This window comes from Sphingobium sp. TomTYG74 (genome assembly GCF_055393875.1).
Genome location: NZ_AP027341.1, coordinates 2,451,637 through 2,469,361, shown reverse-complemented (window position 1 = coordinate 2,469,361; position 17,725 = coordinate 2,451,637). Strand labels below are relative to the sequence as shown.

Below are 17,725 nucleotides of genomic sequence, written 5' to 3'. Positions count from 1 at the left end.
GTCACCCAAATGCCACACCCCCCTAAAAAACCATCCTATTCCCAACACCAGCCCAAAATTCACCCTGTCCTATTCCCCCACAACAACCCTATCCCCGCCCCTCTCTTTGAAACGTCCCACATCACCCCCTCGCGCACGCGCGCCCGGCCACGCGCGCGCATACACTGTGAACTTCGACGGAAATCCGCCGTTTTTTACGCATCACCTCAACATTCCAGTCCTACAAGCGCGCCGCTACCGATCCGGTTCACATGGCGCTTACCGTCGATCTCCAGCCAATCCGGCGTCACCTCCAATCGCCGCCCCCGGATCGTCGTGCGCAAATGTTCCACCGCGATCCGGTTACGCGCCACGATCCGCAAAATGGCTAACCCCTCGCCGCGCGCCGCCATGACGCTGTAGCGATCACCCCGCAGCAGAAACCGCCAGCTACCATTGGCGGCCAGCCATTCATTGCCCTGGATCACCTGCACCGGGTTGCCGTGCGGATCGCCGAGCCGCAGGCTGATCCGCGTCGCGCCCCGGCTGCGGCGCGGCGGCGCGAACATCAGGATCGGCTCCCCATCCAGCACCAGCGGAATCGGCGTATCGCGCAGCGGCCGCGAGCCCCCGACGATCAAAGTCGGCAACTCCGAAGAAAATGGCATGCGGTCCCGAGCGAAGTGCCGCTGGCGGACCACCGGATTGGTATGAAATCCCTGCACCTGCGCCGTGGTCAGCCGCCCCTCCTCCACCAGCGCGTGGCAAGTCGGGCAGAGCAATGTCGCTTGGGGCGAATCGGGCAGGCGAAGATAGCGATAGATGGTCACGCCACATCGGACGCAGGCGAAGCCGCAGGCCTCACGAACGGCCTCACGCTGCGGCTCAGTTAATTCAGGCAGCGAAAGCATCACCGGCAAGGCCATGAAGGACACCCTTTGCAACCGCGCCCCGCGCCATTGCGAAGCAGCGTTACCCAGCGGCATCCTTCCCCGGATACAGGCTTTTCACTGTCCCTTCAGTCAGGACATATGGTCGAAATAAATTGGCGTCAGGTCAAGGGGGCGCGAGCGCCCGTCAACGCTGTGGCAGCAAATCCAGATTACGCGACGCCGCGATGTTCCGGATGCGCCCCGGTCGCGGCATCGACTTGATCGCGATTTCCGCCATATCGCCCGCGCTGAACAGCTCGACATTGCCGACATCGAAGATGCGCTGGCCGAATGTCTGGGTGATGCGCACGCTGCGAATGCTCGATAGCGCGATCTCCGTCCGCTGCTTGGCCAGCAGCCCGCGCTCCATCAGCACCTCCCGGTCGGACAACGCCAACCGCTCCCCCTTCACCCGCAGCCACCAAACCCCGATCGCCAGCAGCCCGACAACCGAAATCAGCAGCAGGATGAACAGGAACGGATGCGCGCGAAACATCGCAGGATGCTCGTCATACAGCCAGGCGTCGCTCATCATTCGTCCCATCAAGAAGTGCGCACGGACATGATCATGGATGCCCCGCCCGCGTCAATCCTTGGCTAACGCGGCCCTCCTGCCCTTCTCCAACGAAAAGAGCAGGCTTCGACCAGCCCAACCCGAACGAAGGAGTGTTAGCTCTCATCCCCCATACGCAACGCCGCAATGAAGGCTTCCTGCGGGATCTGTACCGACCCATATTCCCGCATCCGCTTCTTGCCCTCTTTCTGCTTCTCCAGCAGCTTCTTCTTGCGGGTGATATCGCCGCCATAGCATTTCGCCGTCACGTCCTTGCGCATCGCCGCGATCGTCTCCCGCGCAATCACCTTGCCGCCGATCGCCGCCTGGATCGGGATCTTGAATAGGTGGCGGGGGATCAGGTCCTTCAACCGCTCGCACATATGCCGCCCACGCGCCTCGGCGGCGCTGCGGTGGACGATCATCGACAGCGCATCGACCGGCTCATTGTTGACGAGGATGCTCATCTTGACGAGATCGCCCTCGCGCGTGCCGATCTGATGATAGTCGAAGCTCGCATATCCCCGGCTGATCGACTTCAAGCGATCATAAAAGTCGAACACCACTTCGTTGAGCGGCAGTTCATAGGTCACCTGCGCGCGTCCGCCAACATAGGTCAGGTTCTTCTGAATGCCGCGCCGGTCCTGACAGAGCTTCAGGATCGAGCCGAGATATTCGTCAGGGCAGTAAATCACCGCCTCGATCCACGGCTCCTCGATCATCTCGATATGGTTCGGGTCAGGCATGTCGGCGGGGTTGTGCAGGTGCTTCACCTCCCCATCCTTCATGTGCATTTCATAGACCACCGACGGCGCGGTGGTGATGAGATCGAGATCATATTCGCGCGTCAGCCGCTCCTGGATGATCTCCAGATGCAGCAGCCCCAGGAACCCGCAGCGGAAGCCGAAACCGAGCGCCGCCGAGGTCTCCATTTCGAAGGAGAAGGACGCATCGTTGAGCCGCAGCTTGCTGATCGAATCGCGCAGCTTCTCAAAATCATTGGCATCCACCGGGAACAGGCCGCAGAACACAACCGGCTGCACTTCCTTGAAACCCGGCAGCGGCTTAGCGGCAGGGTTCTTGACCGTGGTGATGGTGTCGCCGACACGGGTCTGGCTGATGTCCTTGATCTGCGCGGTGATGAAGCCGATCTCGCCCGGCCCGAGTTCGGGCAGTTGCTCGATCTTGGGCCGCATGCAGCCCACGCGGTCGATCAGATGCTCGGTCTCGCCGATCATGAACTTGATCTGCTGCCCCTTCTTGATCACGCCGTTGACAACGCGGACCAGGATGACGACGCCGAGATAAGGGTCGTACCAACTGTCGACCAGCATGGCCTCGAGCGGCGCGTTGCGGTCGCCCTTGGGCGGCGGGATCTTGGCGACGATGGCTTCGAGAATATCGTCGATGCCGATACCCGACTTCGCGCTCGCCAGCACCGCTTCCGACGCATCAAGGCCAATGACTTCCTCGATCTCCGCCCGCACCTTCTCCGGCTCAGCGGCGGGCAGGTCGATCTTGTTCAGCACGGGCACGATCTCATGGTCATGCTCGATCGACTGATAGACGTTAGCCAGCGTCTGCGCTTCCACGCCCTGCGCCGCGTCCACCACCAGCAGCGCGCCCTCGCACGCGGCCAGGCTCCGGCTCACTTCATAGGCGAAGTCGACATGGCCCGGCGTGTCCATGAGGTTGAGCTCATACGTCTCGCCATTCTTCGCGACATAGTCGAGGCGCACAGTCTGCGCCTTGATCGTGATGCCGCGCTCCTTCTCGATATCCATGTTGTCGAGGACCTGCGCCGACATCTCCCGGTCGGTCAGCCCCCCGGTACGCTGGATCAGGCGGTCGGCCAGCGTCGACTTGCCATGGTCGATATGCGCGATGATCGAGAAATTACGGATGTGCGAAAGGTTGGTCATGGACCGCGCCGATAGCAGCCATTTGCGGGCCTGTCAGCAGAGCTTGCAAACAGCCTGACCATCAGTAGGAAAAGCCCGCGAGCTATGGTAATTGACGCGGGCCTTAAACGGGTCGTACCATAATAAAAATTCCATAATTAACCGCTCGAAAGGGATTTGGGGCAATGTTCAAGACGGTTTCCGCGCTCGTCGCGACAGCATCGATGCTTGCTACGCCGATGTCTGCGATGGCGCAGACGAATATGAGTTCTTCTGGCAAGACCTATAAGGATGGCACCACCAAAGGCGCCTCCTCGGGCCGCAGGGCGCAAGAGCGCGCTCAGCAGGAGATTCCCCGCTGCACCCGCCGACTTGGCACTGTCGCGATCGTCGAACCCGACAACCAGTGGTGGCGCGAGTTGAACCTGGGCAGCCCGGAAGCGATCCTCAAGGTGTTCATCCAGCAGTCCGGCTGCTTCGGCATCGTCAACCGCGGCCGCGCCATGCAGAGCCGGGCGATGGAACGCGCCATGGCGGACTCGGGCGAATTGCAGGCTGGATCGAACCTGGGCCGGGGCCAGGTCAAGGCAGCCGACTATTATCTGGAGCCTGATATTGTCTCGTCCAACCGCAACTCTGGCGGGGGTGGCTTCGGCGCTGCACTTGGCGGCCTGATGGGCGGCACGTTCGGCGCACTTGCCGGCGGCCTCAACATCAAGAAGAAGGAAGCGAACGTCACGCTTTCCATCGTCAACGCCCGCACAACCGAAGAAGAGGCGCTGACCGAAGGCTATGCGCGCAAGACCGACATCGGCTTCGGCGGCGGCGGCGGTGCCGGTTGGTGGGGTGGCTTTGCTGCCGCCGGTGGGAGTGGCTACCAAAATACCGAGATCGGCCAGGTAATCGTGCTGGCCTATCTGGACGCCTACACCAAGCTGGTCACGCAGATGGGTGGGTTGCCCGCCAACGCGGCAGCAGCCGCCCCCCGCGCGCAGTAAAATCTTATGCAGGGGCTTGGCACCAATGCCGAGCCCCTGTCCTTCTCCTTCCGCTCACCACCACTGTCAGTGCGACGGAATAGACATCTTCATTAAATAGGGCGGGACGAGGCTTCAGCGTGCGCCAGCCTATTTCCACGCCGCCGTCGCCACCACGATATTATCGCCTCGCCTGCGGGTCGCTCCACCAGCCTGTTGATGCCCGTGCCCAAAGTTAGTGCGACAAGAAACGCGGAGAAGAAGGCGAGCCACGGGCTATACCCCTGCTCCGCCATTTTCAGCATCACGACAAAACCCACATGCTGATGGATGAGGTAGAAGGAATAGCTGATCCCACCCATCCAGAGCAGTGGACGTGACGCGATCCACTGCAGATGCCCTCTGATCAGCGCTGCAAAGCCTGCAAGCAGAATACAGGCCATAAGCGTGACGTCCCAACTTTCCATCGAGGCGACCGACAGCAGTGCAAGGAGGGCGTAGGGAGATTGCTGGCGCCAGCTCCGCTGAGCAGACCAGACGCGGTACGACAACATCCCGATGATGAAGAAGGGGACATAGCGCAGTATGAAGAGCATGATGATGCGTTCTGGCATGTCGGGCCATAACCCATAAATCGCGCGAACCGCGAGCCACAATGCCAGCATCGGTTCGAGCCTTTTCAATCCAGCCCATTTCCAGATCGATATCATGCAGAAGTAAAAGGCGATTTCGACGGTCAATGTCCAATAAGCGCCGTCTACCTCAGGAAGAAACGCGAACCCTTGCAACATCGTGAAGTTAGCCAGGATCGCGCTCGGACCCACCAGCAATTGGGACGCCTTGGCCGCATATTCGATCGACAAGGTCATCAGCATCGCCACGATATAAGCCGGATAAAGCCGGGCGACCCGGTTTACCGCGAAGTCGGCGACGCTACCGATCCGATCCAGCGTGAAGAATATGGCGAAACCGGAGATGGTGAAAAACAGCAGGACGCGATAATTGCCCCCGGGAAAGCTAAATGGCACGTGCGCCGCTTGAGGAAAAAGCTCGTGGAAACGCGTGGAATAATGAAAAACCAGCACGCATAGCGCACCGATGCCTCTCAAGGCATCCAATTCCGCCAAGCGGTTCCGAGTAGGTAATGCAGTCACTCGAGTGCATTAGCAATGAAACAGCAATCAATCGGTTAAGATATTGGGGTCGGATACATATTGTTGCTGGCACGGTTACGTCCGGCTTGGAAGGTTTTGTATCCAGGCTAAGGTTGGCGGCATCGCTACTGCAGGTGTGTTCGCTGCTCCACCAGCGCGCCGGTGAAGCGATCAAAGAATATATCGTTCGCACGTCGCCTACGATTCCGACGCTGCTGACTACCTCTAAGCGGAAATTGTTCGCCGACTTAACTTCCGCTTGGGCGGCCGTTCCGCCAGCGAGCGCAGTGACCAGGATGGCCCGAATAGAGTTCCGCATGCCTTACTCCCGCCTCTGAAAGACGGGAGAAATTACTTCAGCCTTTGGCGTGATCCAATATGCCCGCGATTGCCGCAGTCACATCGTCCATGTCAGCCATGCCGTCCACACGAGACACGATCCCTTGCGCCTCATAGATTGGAAGGATGGGGGCGGTCTTAGCGCGATATTCCGCCATCCGGGTCCTTACCGTTTCTTCATTATCGTCGGGACGGCGCTTGAACTCATGCCCATGGCATTTGTCGCACTCATCAGCGACCTTGGGCTGCTTGAAGCTGTCGTGATAGCCCTCACCACAGGTCGCGCAGGTGAAGCGGCCCGTGATGCGCTCAACCAAAGCGTCCTCATCGACGTCGAGTTCGATGACATGGTCCAATGTGCGGCCGCGATCGGCAAGAATGGCGTCGAGCGAATGGGCCTGAGCTTCGGTGCGCGGATAGCCGTCGAAGATCACGCCAGTGCTGTCGGCCAACCCATCCAATGCTTCGCCGATGATGCCGGAAACGATTTCATCCGAAACCAGTTCACCCGCTTCCATCACCGCCTTGGCCTTGAGGCCAATCGGCGTCTGCGCCTTTACCGCCGCCCGCAGCATGTCACCCGTCGACAGCTGAACCATGCCACGGGTTTCAACCAGGCGGCTCGCCTGCGTGCCCTTCCCTGCTCCTGGAGGACCCAGCAGAATGATATTCATTTTGCGCATACTCCCCTGTTCTTGCGCCGCGCCTCGATGCGCTTTTAGCGAAGACGTCCCTTCAGCTTCGCCTTCTTGATCAGATCGCCATATTGGTGAGCCAGCAAATGGCTCTGGATCTGCGTCACGGTATCCACCGTGACATTGACCACGATCAGCAGACTGGTCCCGCCCAGATAGAAGGGAATACCCGCCCGGGCGATGGCAAATTCCGGAACCAGGCATATGATGGCCAGATAGGCAGCACCAATCACCGTGATCCGGGTCAGCACATAGTCCAGATAATTTTCCGTGTTCTTGCCCGGACGGATACCGGGAATAAACCCGCCGTTTCGCTTGAGATTATCGGCCGTCTCTTCCGGATTGAACACTACGGCTGTGTAGAAGAAGCAGAAGAACACGATGCCGAGGCCATAGAGCGCCATGTAAACCGGGCTGCCATGCGACAGATATTGATTGAGCGTCAGCACCAAGTCACCGAGTCGGCTTTCACCAGCAACGGTGTTCCCCGCAAACTGGGAAATGGTGAGCGGCATCAACAGCAACGAGCTGGCAAAGATCGGCGGAATCACGCCTGCGGTATTCACCTTGAGCGGCAGATGGCTGCGATCCGCCTGCATCAATCCCTGACGAGTCTGACGCTTGGGATACTGGATCAGCACGCGCCGCTGCGCACGCTCCATGAAGCAGATCAGCAGGATCAAGCCAACCGCCAGCGCAATGACCATCACGATCAGCAGACCGGAGATCGATCCTTCGCTGCCCGATTTGAACAAATTGCTCAACGTCACCGGAAGCTGCGCGACGATGCCCGCCATAATGATGAGCGAAACGCCGTTGCCGATGCCGCGCGACGTGATCTGTTCACCCAGCCACATCAGGAACATCGTCCCGCCGATCAGCGAAACAACTGCAGCGATGCGGAACAGGAAGCCAGGATCAACCACCGCCTGTACACCCGACTGCGCACCAAAGCTTTCAAGGCCCACAGCGATGAAATAGCCCTGCACGGCCGTCAGGCCGACCGTGCCGTAACGCGTATATTGGTTGAGCTTCTTGCGCCCGCTCTCGCCTTCCTTCTTGATCGCCGCGAGCTGCGGCGAGAGGCTGGCGGCGAGCTGCACCACGATCGAGGCCGTGATGTAAGGCATGACGCCGAGCGCAATCAGACTCATGCGAGAGAGCGACCCACCGGAGAAGGTGTTGAAGATGTCCAGGACACCACCGTTCGTCTGCGCGTAGAGTTGCGACAGTGCGGTCGGATCGACGCCCGGCAGCGGCACGAAGCTCAGAAAGCGGAACACGATCAACGCGCCCAGCGTAAACCACAGGCGCTTCTTGAGGTCGGTCGCCTGGCTGAACTTAGCCAGGCTGAGATTGGATGCGAGCTGGTCGGCTCTCGATGCCATCTTGGCTGCCCTTCAAAACATCTTCCCGGATTCAGGTACCCGGAGCGGAATCGCTAACCCCTTAGCGGGGTGATCGCACGCTGTCGAACTCGGAAATTCACACCGTTCATTCTGAACAAAATCAGAGCCGACAATGAGGGTCTTTCTGATCCCAAACACAAGGCCCCGCCTACCCATATCGGGCAGCGGGGCCATGCTTGCAAGCCTTGCGGCTTGGTTCAACCCTTCTTGGCGGCCTTGGCGCTGCCCTTCTTCGCAGCAGCCTTTTCGGCCGCCGGAACAACGGCGATCACTTCGACCTTACCGCCAGCCTTTTCGACCGCCTCGACAGCGCCCTTCGACGCGCCAGCGACGAGCAGGTTGACCTTGGTCGTCAGCTCGCCCTTGGCGAGCAGCCGGACGCCGTCCTTGCCACCGCGAGCCAGAGCAGCGCCCTTGAGCGCCGCATGGTCGATGGTGGCGTTGGCGTCGAGCTTACCAGCGTCGATCGCCTTCTGCAGAGCGCCCAGGTTCACGATCGCGTAATCCTTGGCAAAGATGTTGTTGAAGCCGCGCTTCGGGATGCGCATGTGCAGCGGCATCTGGCCGCCTTCGAAGCCGTTGATCGCAACACCCGAGCGCGCCTTGGCACCCTTCTGGCCGCGACCAGCGGTCTTGCCCTTGCCCGAGCCGATACCACGGCCGACGCGCATCCGGCCCTTGCGGGCACCGGCATTGTCATTGAGTTCGTTAAGCTTCGTCATTGTGCACTCGCTTTCGCTATGTTCGCGCGAAGGCCCGATCCACCGGGATCGGGCCGGAGCCCCAGCGAAAGCTGGGGCCTCATGAGGCTGGGCGCATCTCTATTGAAGAGCGCCCAGCGGCTTGAGATCCCAGCTTTCGCTGGGATGACGGTCTTTAGTCGACCACCGCAACCATGTGCGGCAGCTTGGCGATGGCACCACGGACTTCCGCAGTGTCTTCCAGCTCCACCACGCGGTGCATCTTGCCAAGACCGAGGCCGATCAGAATCTTCTTCTGGGCTTCGGGGCGGCGGATCGGCGAACCGATCTGCTTGATCTTGATCTTCGCCATGTCTGTTACTCCGCAATCGCTTCGGCGTCGGCCTGAGCGACTTCGGCCGAGGCACCACCGCGACGAAGCAGGTCAGCGACCTTCTTGCCCCGGCGCTGCGCTACCGACTTCGGGCTGGTCTGTTCACCGAGGGCCGAGAAGGTTGCGCGGATCATGTTGTAAGGGTTCGACGTGCCGTTCGACTTGGTCACGACGTCAGCGACGCCGAGGCTTTCGAACACGGCGCGCATCGGACCACCGGCGATGATGCCCGTACCGGCCGGAGCCGAGCGAACCGTCACCTTGCCCGCACCGAAATGACCGAGGCCGTCATGATGCAGGGTGCGGCCTTCCTTCAGCGGAACGCGAACCATCGCTTTCTTGGCAGAAGCGGTCGCCTTGCTGATGGCTTCCGGCACTTCGCGCGCCTTGCCATGGCCGAAGCCCGCACGCCCCTTGCCGTCGCCGACGACGACGAGAGCAGCAAAGCCGAAGCGCTTACCACCCTTGACGGTCTTCGAGACGCGGTTGATGTGAACCAGCTTCTCGATCAGCTCTTCGCCCTGCTCCTCGTCACGGTTACCACCGCGACGATCATCACGACGGCCACGGCCGCCACGCTCACCACGGTTGCGGTCACCGCCGCGACCACGGCCACGACCGGGACCACGGCTCTCGGTCGGTGCATTCTCGCCGCCTTCGACAGCAGCAGGTGCGCCCGCCTGGGCCTGGATTTCGTTTTCGTCAGCCATGATCAGAACTCCAGCCCGCCTTCGCGGGCGGCATCGGCCAGCGCCTTGACGCGGCCATGGAACAGGAAGCCACCACGATCGAACACGACCTTGGTGACGCCGGCAGCGGTCGCCGCAGCGGCAACGCGCTTGCCGACTTCGGCAGCGGCTTCGGAAGAGGCGCCGGTCTTACCCAGAGCCTTGGAACCGACTTCCTTGTCCAGAGTCGACGCGGCGGCCAGGGTCTTGCCCTGCGCATCGTCGATGATCTGGGCGTAGATGTGACGGCCCGAACGGTGGACGCTGAGGCGGGGCTTGTGGCCCGAAACCGCCTTGAGCGCGGTGCGAACGCGGCGACGACGCCGCGCGAAGAGGGAAAGCTTTGCCATCTTACTTCTTCTTCCCTTCCTTGCGGAAGATGAACTCGCCGGCGTACTTGATACCCTTGCCCTTATAGGGTTCGGGCTTGCGCCAGCGGCGGATCTCGGCCGCAACCTGACCCACCTTCTGCTTGTCGATGCCGCTAATCTCAACCGTGGTGTTATCCGGGGTCTTGATCTCGATCCCTTCTGGGATCGCGAAATCGACGTCGTGCGAATAGCCGAGCTGCAGCTTCAGGGTCTTGCCCTGCGAGTTGGCGCGGTAACCGACACCCGTGATCAGCAGCTTCTTGGTGTACCCTTCGGTCACGCCAGTGATCAGGTTGGCGATAAGCGTGCGCTGCATACCCCAGAAAGCGCGAGCGCGCTTGCTGTCATTGGCAGGCTGCACGGCGATCGAACCATCTTCGATGCTGTAGGTGACTTCGTCGGCCAGCGGCAGTGACAGGGTGCCCTTAGGCCCCTTCACCGACAGCTGACCGCCTTCGATGGCGGCAGTGACGCCCGCAGGGACGGCAACCGGCTTCTTACCAGTACGGCTCATCAGAACACCTCCGCCAGCACTTCGCCGCCGACATTCTGTTCACGCGCTTCGGCGTCGGACAGAACGCCGCGAGGCGTCGAGACAATGGTGATGCCCAGGCCATTGCGGACCACCGGCAGTTCCTTGGAACCCGAATAGACGCGGCGGCCCGGCTTCGAGACGCGGGCGACATGCTTGATCGCCGGCTGGCCTTCGAAATATTTCAGCTCGATGCGGAGGCCCGGATGCTTGCCGAGGGCTTCCTCGGAATAACCGCGGATATAGCCTTCGCGCTGGAGCACGTCGAGCACGCGGGCGCGCAGCTTCGAAGCGGGGGACACAACGCTGTCCTTCTTCGCCTGCTGCCCGTTGCGGATGCGGGTGAGCATATCACCCAGGGGATCGGTCAATGCCATCTCAAATGATCCTTACCAGCTCGACTTGGTGACGCCGGGGATCAGGCCCTTGTTGGCCAGATCACGCAGCTGCACGCGGCAGAGGCGGAATTTGCGGTAGTAAGCGCGGGGACGCCCCGTCAGTTCGCAGCGGTTCCGGATACGGGTCGGATTGCCGTTGCGGGGGATCTCCGCCATCTTCAGACGCGCGATCAGACGATCGCTGTCGTCGGCCGCGGTATCATTCGCGATCGCCTTGAGCTTCGCATAGCGGCCGGCATATTTCTTCACCAGCTTCTTGCGGCGCTCATTCTTGTTGATCGAACTCAGTTTCGCCATGACTTAAGTTCTCTTTCCTTGGGTGTCTGGAAAGAGAAGCGGGACCGTTCAGGCCGCCTGCTTCTCTTCGAGCGGGAAGGGGAAGCCGAAGAGACGCAGCAGTTCGCGCGCTTCCTCGTCCGTCTTCGCCGTGGTGGTCACGATGATGTCCATGCCGCGCACCTTGTCGATGCGGTCATAGTTGATCTCGGGGAAGATGATCTGCTCCTTGATGCCGAAGGCATAGTTGCCACGACCATCGAAGCTCTTCGGGTTGAGACCACGGAAGTCCCGCACGCGGGGCAGAGCAACGTTGATCAGGCGATCAAGAAACTCATACATGCGCTCGCGGCGCAGCGTGACCTTGGCGCCGATCGGCATGCCTTCGCGCAGCTTGAACTGCGCGATCGACTTGCGGGCCTTGGTGATGACCGGCTTCTGGCCAGCGATCAGTTCCATTTCCTCGGCGGCCGACGTGACCTTCTTCTTGTCCTGGGTCGCTTCGCCCACGCCCATGTTGAGCGTGATCTTCTCGATCTTCGGGACCTGCATGACGTTCTCGTAACCGAACTTCTCGGTCATCGCCTTGGCGATTTCGGCGTCATACTGCGCCTTCGAGCGCGGAGTGTACTTGTCGCTCATTACAGCACCTCACCGGACTTGACGGCGACGCGGACCTTCTTGCCGTCGCGATCCTCAAAACGGACGCGGGTCGGCTTGCCATCCTTGTCGGCGACAGCGACGTTCGAAATGTGGAGCGGCGCAGGCTTGCGCTCAATGCCACCCTGCGGGTTCGCCTGGTCGGGCTTGCGGTGACGCGCATGCACGTTGATGCCTTCCACCAGGACCTTGTCGTCCTTCGGAAGCACCTGCAGGACGGCGCCGGTGCGCCCCTTGTCCTTGCCAGCCAGCACGACGACCTTGTCGCCCTTCTTGATTCTAGCAGCGCTCATTACAGCACCTCGGGAGCAAGCGAGATGATCTTCATGTGCTTCTTGGCGCGCAGTTCGCGAACGACCGGGCCAAAGATTCGGGTGCCGATCGGCTCCTCGTTCTTGTTGATAAGCACGGCGGCATTGCCGTCGAAGCGAATCACGCTGCCATCAGCGCGACGCACGTCCTTGGCGGTGCGCACGATGACGGCGCGATGCACGTCACCCTTCTTCACCTTACCACGAGGCGCGGCTTCCTTGATCGAGACGACGATGATGTCGCCCACGCTCGCGAAGCGACGCTTCGAGCCGCCCAGCACCTTGATGCACTGGACGCGCTTGGCGCCGCTGTTGTCAGCGACGTCAAGATTGGATTGCATCTGGATCATAGATCCGGTTCCTTCTTATTTGGCCTACCGGGACAATTCCCGGCGGTTCCGAATTCAAGTGCCTAGAGCCTTTGACTCTACGCGAAGCGCGGGCCTGTACCCTTTCCGTCCGGAAAAGGCCAGCCCCGCGCGCCACTTTTAATTCAAAGGCTCGTACGAGCCTCCCTTAAGCGGCCGTTTCCGGCGACTTATGGGTGTCCACGCGCTCGATGACCTTCCAGGTCTTGAGCTTGGAAATCGGAGCGGTCTCCTCGATACGGACCGTTTCGCCTTCCTTGTAGACATTGCCCTCGTCATGGGCATGGTACTTCTTCGAGCGGCGGATGATCTTGCCGTAGAGCGCATGCTTAACCTTGCGCTCCACGCGAACCACCACCGTCTTGTCGGTCTTGTCGGAAACCACCGTTCCCGTCAGCACGCGCTTGGGCATCGTGTGTTTCCTTTACTTCGCGGCCGAGCGGGTACGCTCGGTCTGCAGGGTCTTGATCTGCGCGATCGACCGGCGGACTTCCTTGACCCGGCTGGGCTTTTCCAGCTGGTTGGTGGCCGCCTGGAAACGCAGGTTGAACTGCTCGCGCTTCAGGTTGTTGAGTTCGGTCGACAGTTCGTCGTCCGTCTTGGTCTTGAGGTCTGCGACGTTGGCCACGATCAACCCTCCAGGTGCGAGGTGTCGCCGAGGCGGGCAACGACCTTCGTCTTGATAGGCAGCTTCATCGCGGCGCGCGAGAAGGCCTCTGCTGCGAGCGGACCGGGAACGCCGTCCAGTTCGAACAGGATGCGGCCCGGCTTGACGCGAGCTGCCCAATATTCGACCGAACCCTTACCCTTACCCTGACGGACTTCGGCGGGCTTCTTCGACACAGGCACGTCGGGGAACACGCGGATCCACAGACGGCCCTGACGGCGAAGGTGACGCTGGATCGCGCGGCGAGCCGCTTCGATCTGACGTGCGGTGACGCGCTCAGGTTCCAGAGCCTTCAGACCATAGGCGCCAAAATTCAGGTCCGAACCGCCCTTGGCGTCGCCCTTGATCCGGCCCTTGAAGGTCTTGCGGAACTTCATTTTTTTCGGTTGCAGCATGACGCTATTACCTTCTTATCTTCAGCGCGCCGGGCGCACGCCGGAGGTCTGAGCCTCCAGCATCAGCCGGTCGGTAGCCATCGGATCGTGACCAAGGATTTCGCCCTTGAAGATCCAGACCTTGATGCCGCAAACGCCATAGGCGGTGTGCGCAGTGGCTTCGGCATAATCGACATTCGCGCGCAGCGTGTGCAGCGGAACGCGGCCTTCGCGATACCATTCGACGCGCGCGATCTCCGCGCCGCCCAGACGGCCACCGCAAGTGATCTTGATGCCTTCGGCGCCGAGACGCAGGGCGCTCTGCACCGCGCGCTTCATCGCACGGCGGAACGCCACCCGACGCTCGAGCTGATCGGCGATGCCCTGCGCGACGAGCTTGGAATCGACTTCCGGCTTGCGGATTTCGACGATGTTCAGGCTGACGTCCGAAGAGGTCAGGCTGCCCAGCTTCTTGCGCAGCTTTTCGATGTCCGCCCCCTTCTTGCCGATGATGACACCGGGACGGGCAGCATAGACCGACACGCGGCACAGCTTGGCGGGACGCTCGATCACGACCTTGGAGATCGCGGCCTGCGGCAGGTTCTTCATGATATACTGGCGGATCTTGAGATCTTCCAGCAGCAGACGGCCATAGTCGGCGCCTTCGGCATACCAACGGCTGTCCCAGGTGCGGTTGATCTGAAGACGCAGACCGATCGGATTGCTCTTGTGACCCATGTGCTTACGCCTCCGCTTCTTCGCCAGCTTCACGCACGACGATACGCACGCGGCTGAAGGGCTTGAGGATCCGGGTCGACTTGCCACGGCCACGAGCGTGGAAGCGCTTCAGGGTGAAGCTCTTGCCCACCGAAGCTTCCGCGACGACCAGCGAATCGACGTCCAGATTGTGATTGTTTTCCGCATTGGCGATGGCCGAAGCCAGCACCTTGCGCACGTCGACCGCCATCGCCTTCTTCGAGAAGGCGAGGATGTTGAGCGCGTCCTCGACCTTGCGGCCGCGGATGAGCGTGGCGACCAGGTTCAGCTTCTGAGCCGAACCACGGATCTGCGTGCCAACGGCCAGCGCCTCATTGTCGGCGACGCGACGGGGAGCCTTTTCCTTGCTCATTAGCGCTTGCCCTTCTTGTCGGCAGCGTGGCCGGGGAAGTAGCGGGTCGGGGCGAATTCGCCCAGCTTGTGACCCACCATGTCCTCGTTCACCGAGACCGGCACATGCTTGCGGCCGTTATAGACGTTGAACGTCAGGCCGACGAACTGCGGCAGGATGGTGGAACGGCGCGACCAGGTCTTGATCGGACCCGAACGGCCACCGGCGTCCTGCGCCACTTCCGCCTTCTTCAGAAGGCTGAGGTCCACGAACGGACCTTTCCAGACGGAACGAGCCATCTCGCTTACCTCTTCTTCTTCGCGTGGCGGCTACGGATGATGAACTTGTCCGTCGCCTTGTTGTGGCGGGTGCGCGCACCCTTGGTCGGCTTGCCCCAGGGCGTGACCGGATGACGGCCGCCCGAGGTCCGGCCTTCACCACCGCCATGCGGGTGATCGACCGGGTTCTTCGCCACGCCGCGCGTCAGAGGACGGATGCCGTTCCAACGGTTGCGGCCTGCCTTGGCGAGGTTGGTGTTGCCATTGTCCGGGTTGCTGACGGCGCCGATGGTGCCCATGCAGTCCGAACGGATGTAGCGCTGCTCGCCCGAGGACAGGCGGACCATCACCATGCCACGATCGCGGCCGACCAGCTGGGCGTAGGTGCCCGCCGAACGGCAGAGCTGACCGCCCTTGCCCGGCTTCATCTCGATGTTGTGGATGATCGTGCCAACCGGCATCTGGCCCAGTTCCATCGCGTTGCCCGGCTTCACGTCGGTCTTCTTGCCCGCGATGACCTTGTCACCGGGAGCCAGACGCTGCGGCGCCAGGATATAGGCCTGGGTGCCGTCGGGATAGTTGACCAGCGCGATGAAGGCGGTGCGGTTGGGGTCATATTCCAGACGCTCGACCGTGCCTTCGACATCCCACAAGCGGCGCTTGAAGTCGATGATGCGGTAGCGCTGCTTGTGACCGCCGCCGATGCCGCGCGAGGTCACATGACCCTTATTGTTGCGGCCGCCGGTCTTGCGCTTGCCTTCGGTCAGCGCCTTGACGGGCTTTCCCTTATGCAGGCCGCTGCGATCGACGAGGATCAGGCCACGCTGCGCGGGGCTTGTCGGGTTGTAGCTCTTAAGCGCCATGATCAGCGCACTCCTTCGGTGATGTCGATCGACTGGCCGTCAGCCAGACGAACGATCGCCTTCTTCACGTCCGAACGCGTGTAGGGCTTGCCCTTCCACTTCTTCGTCTTGCCCTTGGCGACCAGCGTGTTCACGCTCTTGACGGTCACACCCCACAGGGCTTCGACGGCCGCCTTGATCTCCGGCTTGGTCGCGTCATTGGCGACCTTGAAGACCACGGCGTTGTTTTCGGAAAGAAGCGTTGACTTCTCGGTGATGACCGGAGCGACAACGACGTCATAATGACGGTTGTCGACCTTCGTGGCTTCTTTCTTAGCCATTGAAACGCGCCTCCAGCTTTTCGACCGCGGCGCGCGTCAGCACCAGCGAATCTGCCCTCAGGATGTCATAGACATTGGCGCCGACGGCCGGCAGCAGGTCCACGCCGATGATGTTCGCCGAAGCCTTCGCGAAGCTGACGTTCACCGCGTCGCCGTCGATGAAAAGAGCCTTGTTGAGGTTCAGCTTGGCGAGGTGCGCGACCAGAGCCTTGGTCTTGCCTTCCGCCACGTCGAGATTGTCGAGAACGATCAGCGAACCGTTCTTGGCCTTCGTCGACAGGGCCATCTTCAGGCCGAGCGCACGAACCTTCTTGTTGAGGTCGTGGCCGAAGGTGCGGGCACGAGCACCGTGCGCCTTACCACCACCGATGAACACGGGCGCCTTGCGATCGCCGTGACGAGCCGTACCGCCGCCTTTCTGGCGACCGAACTTCTTGCCGGTGCGGGCAACGTCCGAACGCTCGCGGGTAGCGCGCGCCGGGGCGCGGCGCTTTTCGAGCTGCCAAAGGACGACGCGGTGCAGGATGTCGGTGCGGGGCTCGATGCCGAAGACGGCATCGTTCAGTTCCACGTCACCAGCGGCCTGCGCGTCGAGGGTCTGTACATTGACCTTCATGATTAGCCCTCCTGGCCTTCGGTCGCTTCGGGAGCGGCCGCTTCTTCAGCGGGCGTCTCTGCCGGAGCGTTGTTGCTGTTGGCAGCCTGCTTCAGGCTGGCCGGATACGGCGCATCCGCAGGGCGCTTCACCTTGACGGCGTCGCTGACGGTCAGCCAGGTGCCCTTGGCGCCCGGAACCGAACCCTTGACGAACAGCAGGCCGCGCTCGACGTCGGTGCGGACGATTTCGAGATTCTGCTGCGTCCGCTCGCGGTCACCCATGTGACCTGCCATCTTCTTGTTCTTGAAGACGCGGCCCGGATCCTGACGGTTGCCCGTCGAACCATGGGCACGGTGGCTGATGGACACGCCGTGGGTGGCGCGCATACCGCCGAAGCCCCAGCGCTTCATGGCGCCGGCGAAACCCTTACCCTGGGTGTGGCCAGCGACATCGACCAGCTGGCCCGCGATGAAATGATCGGCCGCGATTTCGGCGCCGACATCGAGGAGCGCGTCCTCGGCGACACGGAATTCGACCAGGCGCGCCTTGGGCTCAACTTCCGCCTTGGCGAAGTGGCCGCGCTGCGGCTTGGCGACATTCTTGACCTTCGCGACGCCCGCACCGAGCTGAACCGCGACATAACCGTCGCGATCAACTTCCTTGCGAGCCACGACCTGATTGCCCTCAAGGGCCAGAACCGTAACCGGAACGTGCCGTCCGTCCTCCTGGAACAGACGGGTCATCCCGACTTTCTTAGCGATCACGCCTGTGCGCATCACTGATTACTCCCATAGAGGCCCGCCTTAGCAGCGGGCGTATCCAACGAAAAAACCGCTCAGGATCTCTCCCTCGCGGCCAAC

At 61.4% G+C, this 17,725-nt stretch carries 27 protein-coding genes; 1 reads left to right on the top strand and 26 read right to left on the bottom strand.

Features of this window, described 5'->3' with window-relative positions:
- Positions 1 to 206: 206 nt before the first annotated feature.
- The 3 genes from ACZ5TB_RS12520 to lepA form a co-directional block, all read right to left on the bottom strand.
- Complete coding sequence (locus tag ACZ5TB_RS12520; RefSeq protein WP_464778698.1) at positions 207 to 905, bottom strand: hypothetical protein; 699 nt, start codon at positions 903 to 905, stop codon at positions 207 to 209.
- A 151-nt stretch (positions 906 to 1,056) separates the two neighbouring features.
- Positions 1,057 to 1,446: a PH domain-containing protein gene (locus tag ACZ5TB_RS12515; RefSeq protein WP_464791449.1), complete on the bottom strand. Its 390-nt coding sequence runs from the start codon at positions 1,444 to 1,446 to the stop codon at positions 1,057 to 1,059.
- 134 nt (positions 1,447 to 1,580) lie between these two features.
- Entirely contained in the window at positions 1,581 to 3,386 is a 1,806-nt protein-coding gene (gene lepA, locus ACZ5TB_RS12510) for a translation elongation factor 4 (protein ID WP_464778696.1), read from the bottom strand.
- 164 nt (positions 3,387 to 3,550) lie between these two features.
- On the opposite strand from lepA, the gene ACZ5TB_RS12505 reads away from it, so the two are divergent.
- Positions 3,551 to 4,363, top strand: coding sequence for a CsgG/HfaB family protein (locus ACZ5TB_RS12505; RefSeq protein ID WP_464791448.1), 813 nt, complete (start codon positions 3,551 to 3,553; stop codon positions 4,361 to 4,363).
- 92 nt (positions 4,364 to 4,455) lie between these two features.
- On the opposite strand, the gene ACZ5TB_RS12500 is transcribed toward ACZ5TB_RS12505, so the two are convergent.
- The 23 genes from ACZ5TB_RS12500 to rplC all read right to left on the bottom strand — a co-directional run bounded on the left by ACZ5TB_RS12500 (position 4,456) and on the right by rplC (position 17,641).
- Positions 4,456 to 5,460, bottom strand: a complete 1,005-nt coding sequence (locus tag ACZ5TB_RS12500; protein WP_464792556.1) for an acyltransferase family protein — start codon at positions 5,458 to 5,460, stop codon at positions 4,456 to 4,458.
- A 392-nt stretch (positions 5,461 to 5,852) separates the two neighbouring features.
- Positions 5,853 to 6,509 carry an adenylate kinase gene (locus tag ACZ5TB_RS12495; protein ID WP_464791447.1) on the bottom strand — a complete coding sequence of 219 codons (657 nt, stop codon included), beginning with the start codon at positions 6,507 to 6,509 and terminating at the stop codon, positions 5,853 to 5,855.
- 44 nt (positions 6,510 to 6,553) lie between these two features.
- Positions 6,554 to 7,918, bottom strand: a complete 1,365-nt coding sequence (gene secY, locus ACZ5TB_RS12490; RefSeq protein WP_464778692.1) for a preprotein translocase subunit SecY — start codon at positions 7,916 to 7,918, stop codon at positions 6,554 to 6,556.
- Positions 7,919 to 8,136: 218 nt separating this feature from the next.
- The gene (gene rplO, locus ACZ5TB_RS12485; RefSeq protein ID WP_464778691.1) at positions 8,137 to 8,661 is read right to left on the bottom strand and encodes a 50S ribosomal protein L15; all 525 of its coding nucleotides are present in this window, start codon (positions 8,659 to 8,661) and stop codon (positions 8,137 to 8,139) included.
- A 154-nt stretch (positions 8,662 to 8,815) separates the two neighbouring features.
- The gene (gene rpmD / locus ACZ5TB_RS12480) at positions 8,816 to 8,992 is read right to left on the bottom strand and encodes a 50S ribosomal protein L30 (RefSeq protein WP_013847753.1); all 177 of its coding nucleotides are present in this window, start codon (positions 8,990 to 8,992) and stop codon (positions 8,816 to 8,818) included.
- A gap of 5 nt (positions 8,993 to 8,997) precedes the next feature.
- A complete protein-coding gene (rpsE, locus tag ACZ5TB_RS12475) occupies positions 8,998 to 9,723 on the bottom strand; it encodes a 30S ribosomal protein S5 (protein WP_464778690.1) in 726 nt (241 codons plus the stop codon).
- 2 nt (positions 9,724 to 9,725) lie between these two features.
- Positions 9,726 to 10,091 (bottom strand): 50S ribosomal protein L18, encoded by a 366-nt coding sequence (rplR, locus tag ACZ5TB_RS12470; protein WP_464778689.1) that lies wholly within the window; start codon positions 10,089 to 10,091, stop codon positions 9,726 to 9,728.
- A gap of 1 nt (position 10,092) precedes the next feature.
- Positions 10,093 to 10,626 (bottom strand): 50S ribosomal protein L6, encoded by a 534-nt coding sequence (gene rplF / locus ACZ5TB_RS12465; protein WP_464778688.1) that lies wholly within the window; start codon positions 10,624 to 10,626, stop codon positions 10,093 to 10,095.
- Positions 10,626 to 11,021 (bottom strand): 30S ribosomal protein S8, encoded by a 396-nt coding sequence (rpsH, locus tag ACZ5TB_RS12460; RefSeq protein WP_021239751.1) that lies wholly within the window; start codon positions 11,019 to 11,021, stop codon positions 10,626 to 10,628. The genes rplF and rpsH overlap by 1 nt, the downstream gene beginning before the upstream one ends.
- Positions 11,022 to 11,033: 12 nt before the next feature.
- Positions 11,034 to 11,339 carry a 30S ribosomal protein S14 gene (rpsN, locus tag ACZ5TB_RS12455; RefSeq protein WP_009820643.1) on the bottom strand — a complete coding sequence of 102 codons (306 nt, stop codon included), beginning with the start codon at positions 11,337 to 11,339 and terminating at the stop codon, positions 11,034 to 11,036.
- A gap of 48 nt (positions 11,340 to 11,387) precedes the next feature.
- Entirely contained in the window at positions 11,388 to 11,960 is a 573-nt protein-coding gene (gene rplE, locus ACZ5TB_RS12450; RefSeq protein WP_464791446.1) for a 50S ribosomal protein L5, read from the bottom strand.
- Positions 11,960 to 12,271, bottom strand: a complete 312-nt coding sequence (gene rplX, locus ACZ5TB_RS12445; RefSeq protein WP_022682108.1) for a 50S ribosomal protein L24 — start codon at positions 12,269 to 12,271, stop codon at positions 11,960 to 11,962. Before rplX ends, rplE begins: the two co-directional genes overlap by 1 nt.
- Entirely contained in the window at positions 12,271 to 12,639 is a 369-nt protein-coding gene (gene rplN / locus ACZ5TB_RS12440) for a 50S ribosomal protein L14 (protein ID WP_007686569.1), read from the bottom strand. Before rplN ends, rplX begins: the two co-directional genes overlap by 1 nt.
- Before the next feature lie 166 nt (positions 12,640 to 12,805).
- Positions 12,806 to 13,069, bottom strand: a complete 264-nt coding sequence (rpsQ, locus tag ACZ5TB_RS12435; protein WP_006960320.1) for a 30S ribosomal protein S17 — start codon at positions 13,067 to 13,069, stop codon at positions 12,806 to 12,808.
- A 12-nt stretch (positions 13,070 to 13,081) separates the two neighbouring features.
- Positions 13,082 to 13,285 carry a 50S ribosomal protein L29 gene (gene rpmC, locus ACZ5TB_RS12430; RefSeq protein WP_184269416.1) on the bottom strand — a complete coding sequence of 68 codons (204 nt, stop codon included), beginning with the start codon at positions 13,283 to 13,285 and terminating at the stop codon, positions 13,082 to 13,084.
- A gap of 2 nt (positions 13,286 to 13,287) precedes the next feature.
- Positions 13,288 to 13,719, bottom strand: coding sequence for a 50S ribosomal protein L16 (rplP, locus tag ACZ5TB_RS12425; protein ID WP_464778686.1), 432 nt, complete (start codon positions 13,717 to 13,719; stop codon positions 13,288 to 13,290).
- Between the two features lie 21 nt (positions 13,720 to 13,740).
- A complete protein-coding gene (gene rpsC / locus ACZ5TB_RS12420) occupies positions 13,741 to 14,436 on the bottom strand; it encodes a 30S ribosomal protein S3 (protein WP_196225090.1) in 696 nt (231 codons plus the stop codon).
- A gap of 4 nt (positions 14,437 to 14,440) precedes the next feature.
- Complete coding sequence (gene rplV, locus ACZ5TB_RS12415) at positions 14,441 to 14,827, bottom strand: 50S ribosomal protein L22 (RefSeq protein WP_224550565.1); 387 nt, start codon at positions 14,825 to 14,827, stop codon at positions 14,441 to 14,443.
- Positions 14,827 to 15,105: a 30S ribosomal protein S19 gene (gene rpsS / locus ACZ5TB_RS12410; protein WP_007686576.1), complete on the bottom strand. Its 279-nt coding sequence runs from the start codon at positions 15,103 to 15,105 to the stop codon at positions 14,827 to 14,829. The genes rplV and rpsS overlap by 1 nt, the downstream gene beginning before the upstream one ends.
- 5 nt (positions 15,106 to 15,110) lie before the next feature.
- Positions 15,111 to 15,947 carry a 50S ribosomal protein L2 gene (gene rplB / locus ACZ5TB_RS12405; protein ID WP_464791445.1) on the bottom strand — a complete coding sequence of 279 codons (837 nt, stop codon included), beginning with the start codon at positions 15,945 to 15,947 and terminating at the stop codon, positions 15,111 to 15,113.
- A 2-nt stretch (positions 15,948 to 15,949) separates the two neighbouring features.
- Positions 15,950 to 16,267: a 50S ribosomal protein L23 gene (locus tag ACZ5TB_RS12400; protein WP_030538851.1), complete on the bottom strand. Its 318-nt coding sequence runs from the start codon at positions 16,265 to 16,267 to the stop codon at positions 15,950 to 15,952.
- Positions 16,260 to 16,883, bottom strand: a complete 624-nt coding sequence (rplD, locus tag ACZ5TB_RS12395) for a 50S ribosomal protein L4 (protein ID WP_464791444.1) — start codon at positions 16,881 to 16,883, stop codon at positions 16,260 to 16,262. Before rplD ends, ACZ5TB_RS12400 begins: the two co-directional genes overlap by 8 nt.
- 2 nt (positions 16,884 to 16,885) lie before the next feature.
- Positions 16,886 to 17,641 (bottom strand): 50S ribosomal protein L3, encoded by a 756-nt coding sequence (rplC, locus tag ACZ5TB_RS12390; protein ID WP_196226665.1) that lies wholly within the window; start codon positions 17,639 to 17,641, stop codon positions 16,886 to 16,888.
- Positions 17,642 to 17,725: the final 84 nt, after the last annotated feature.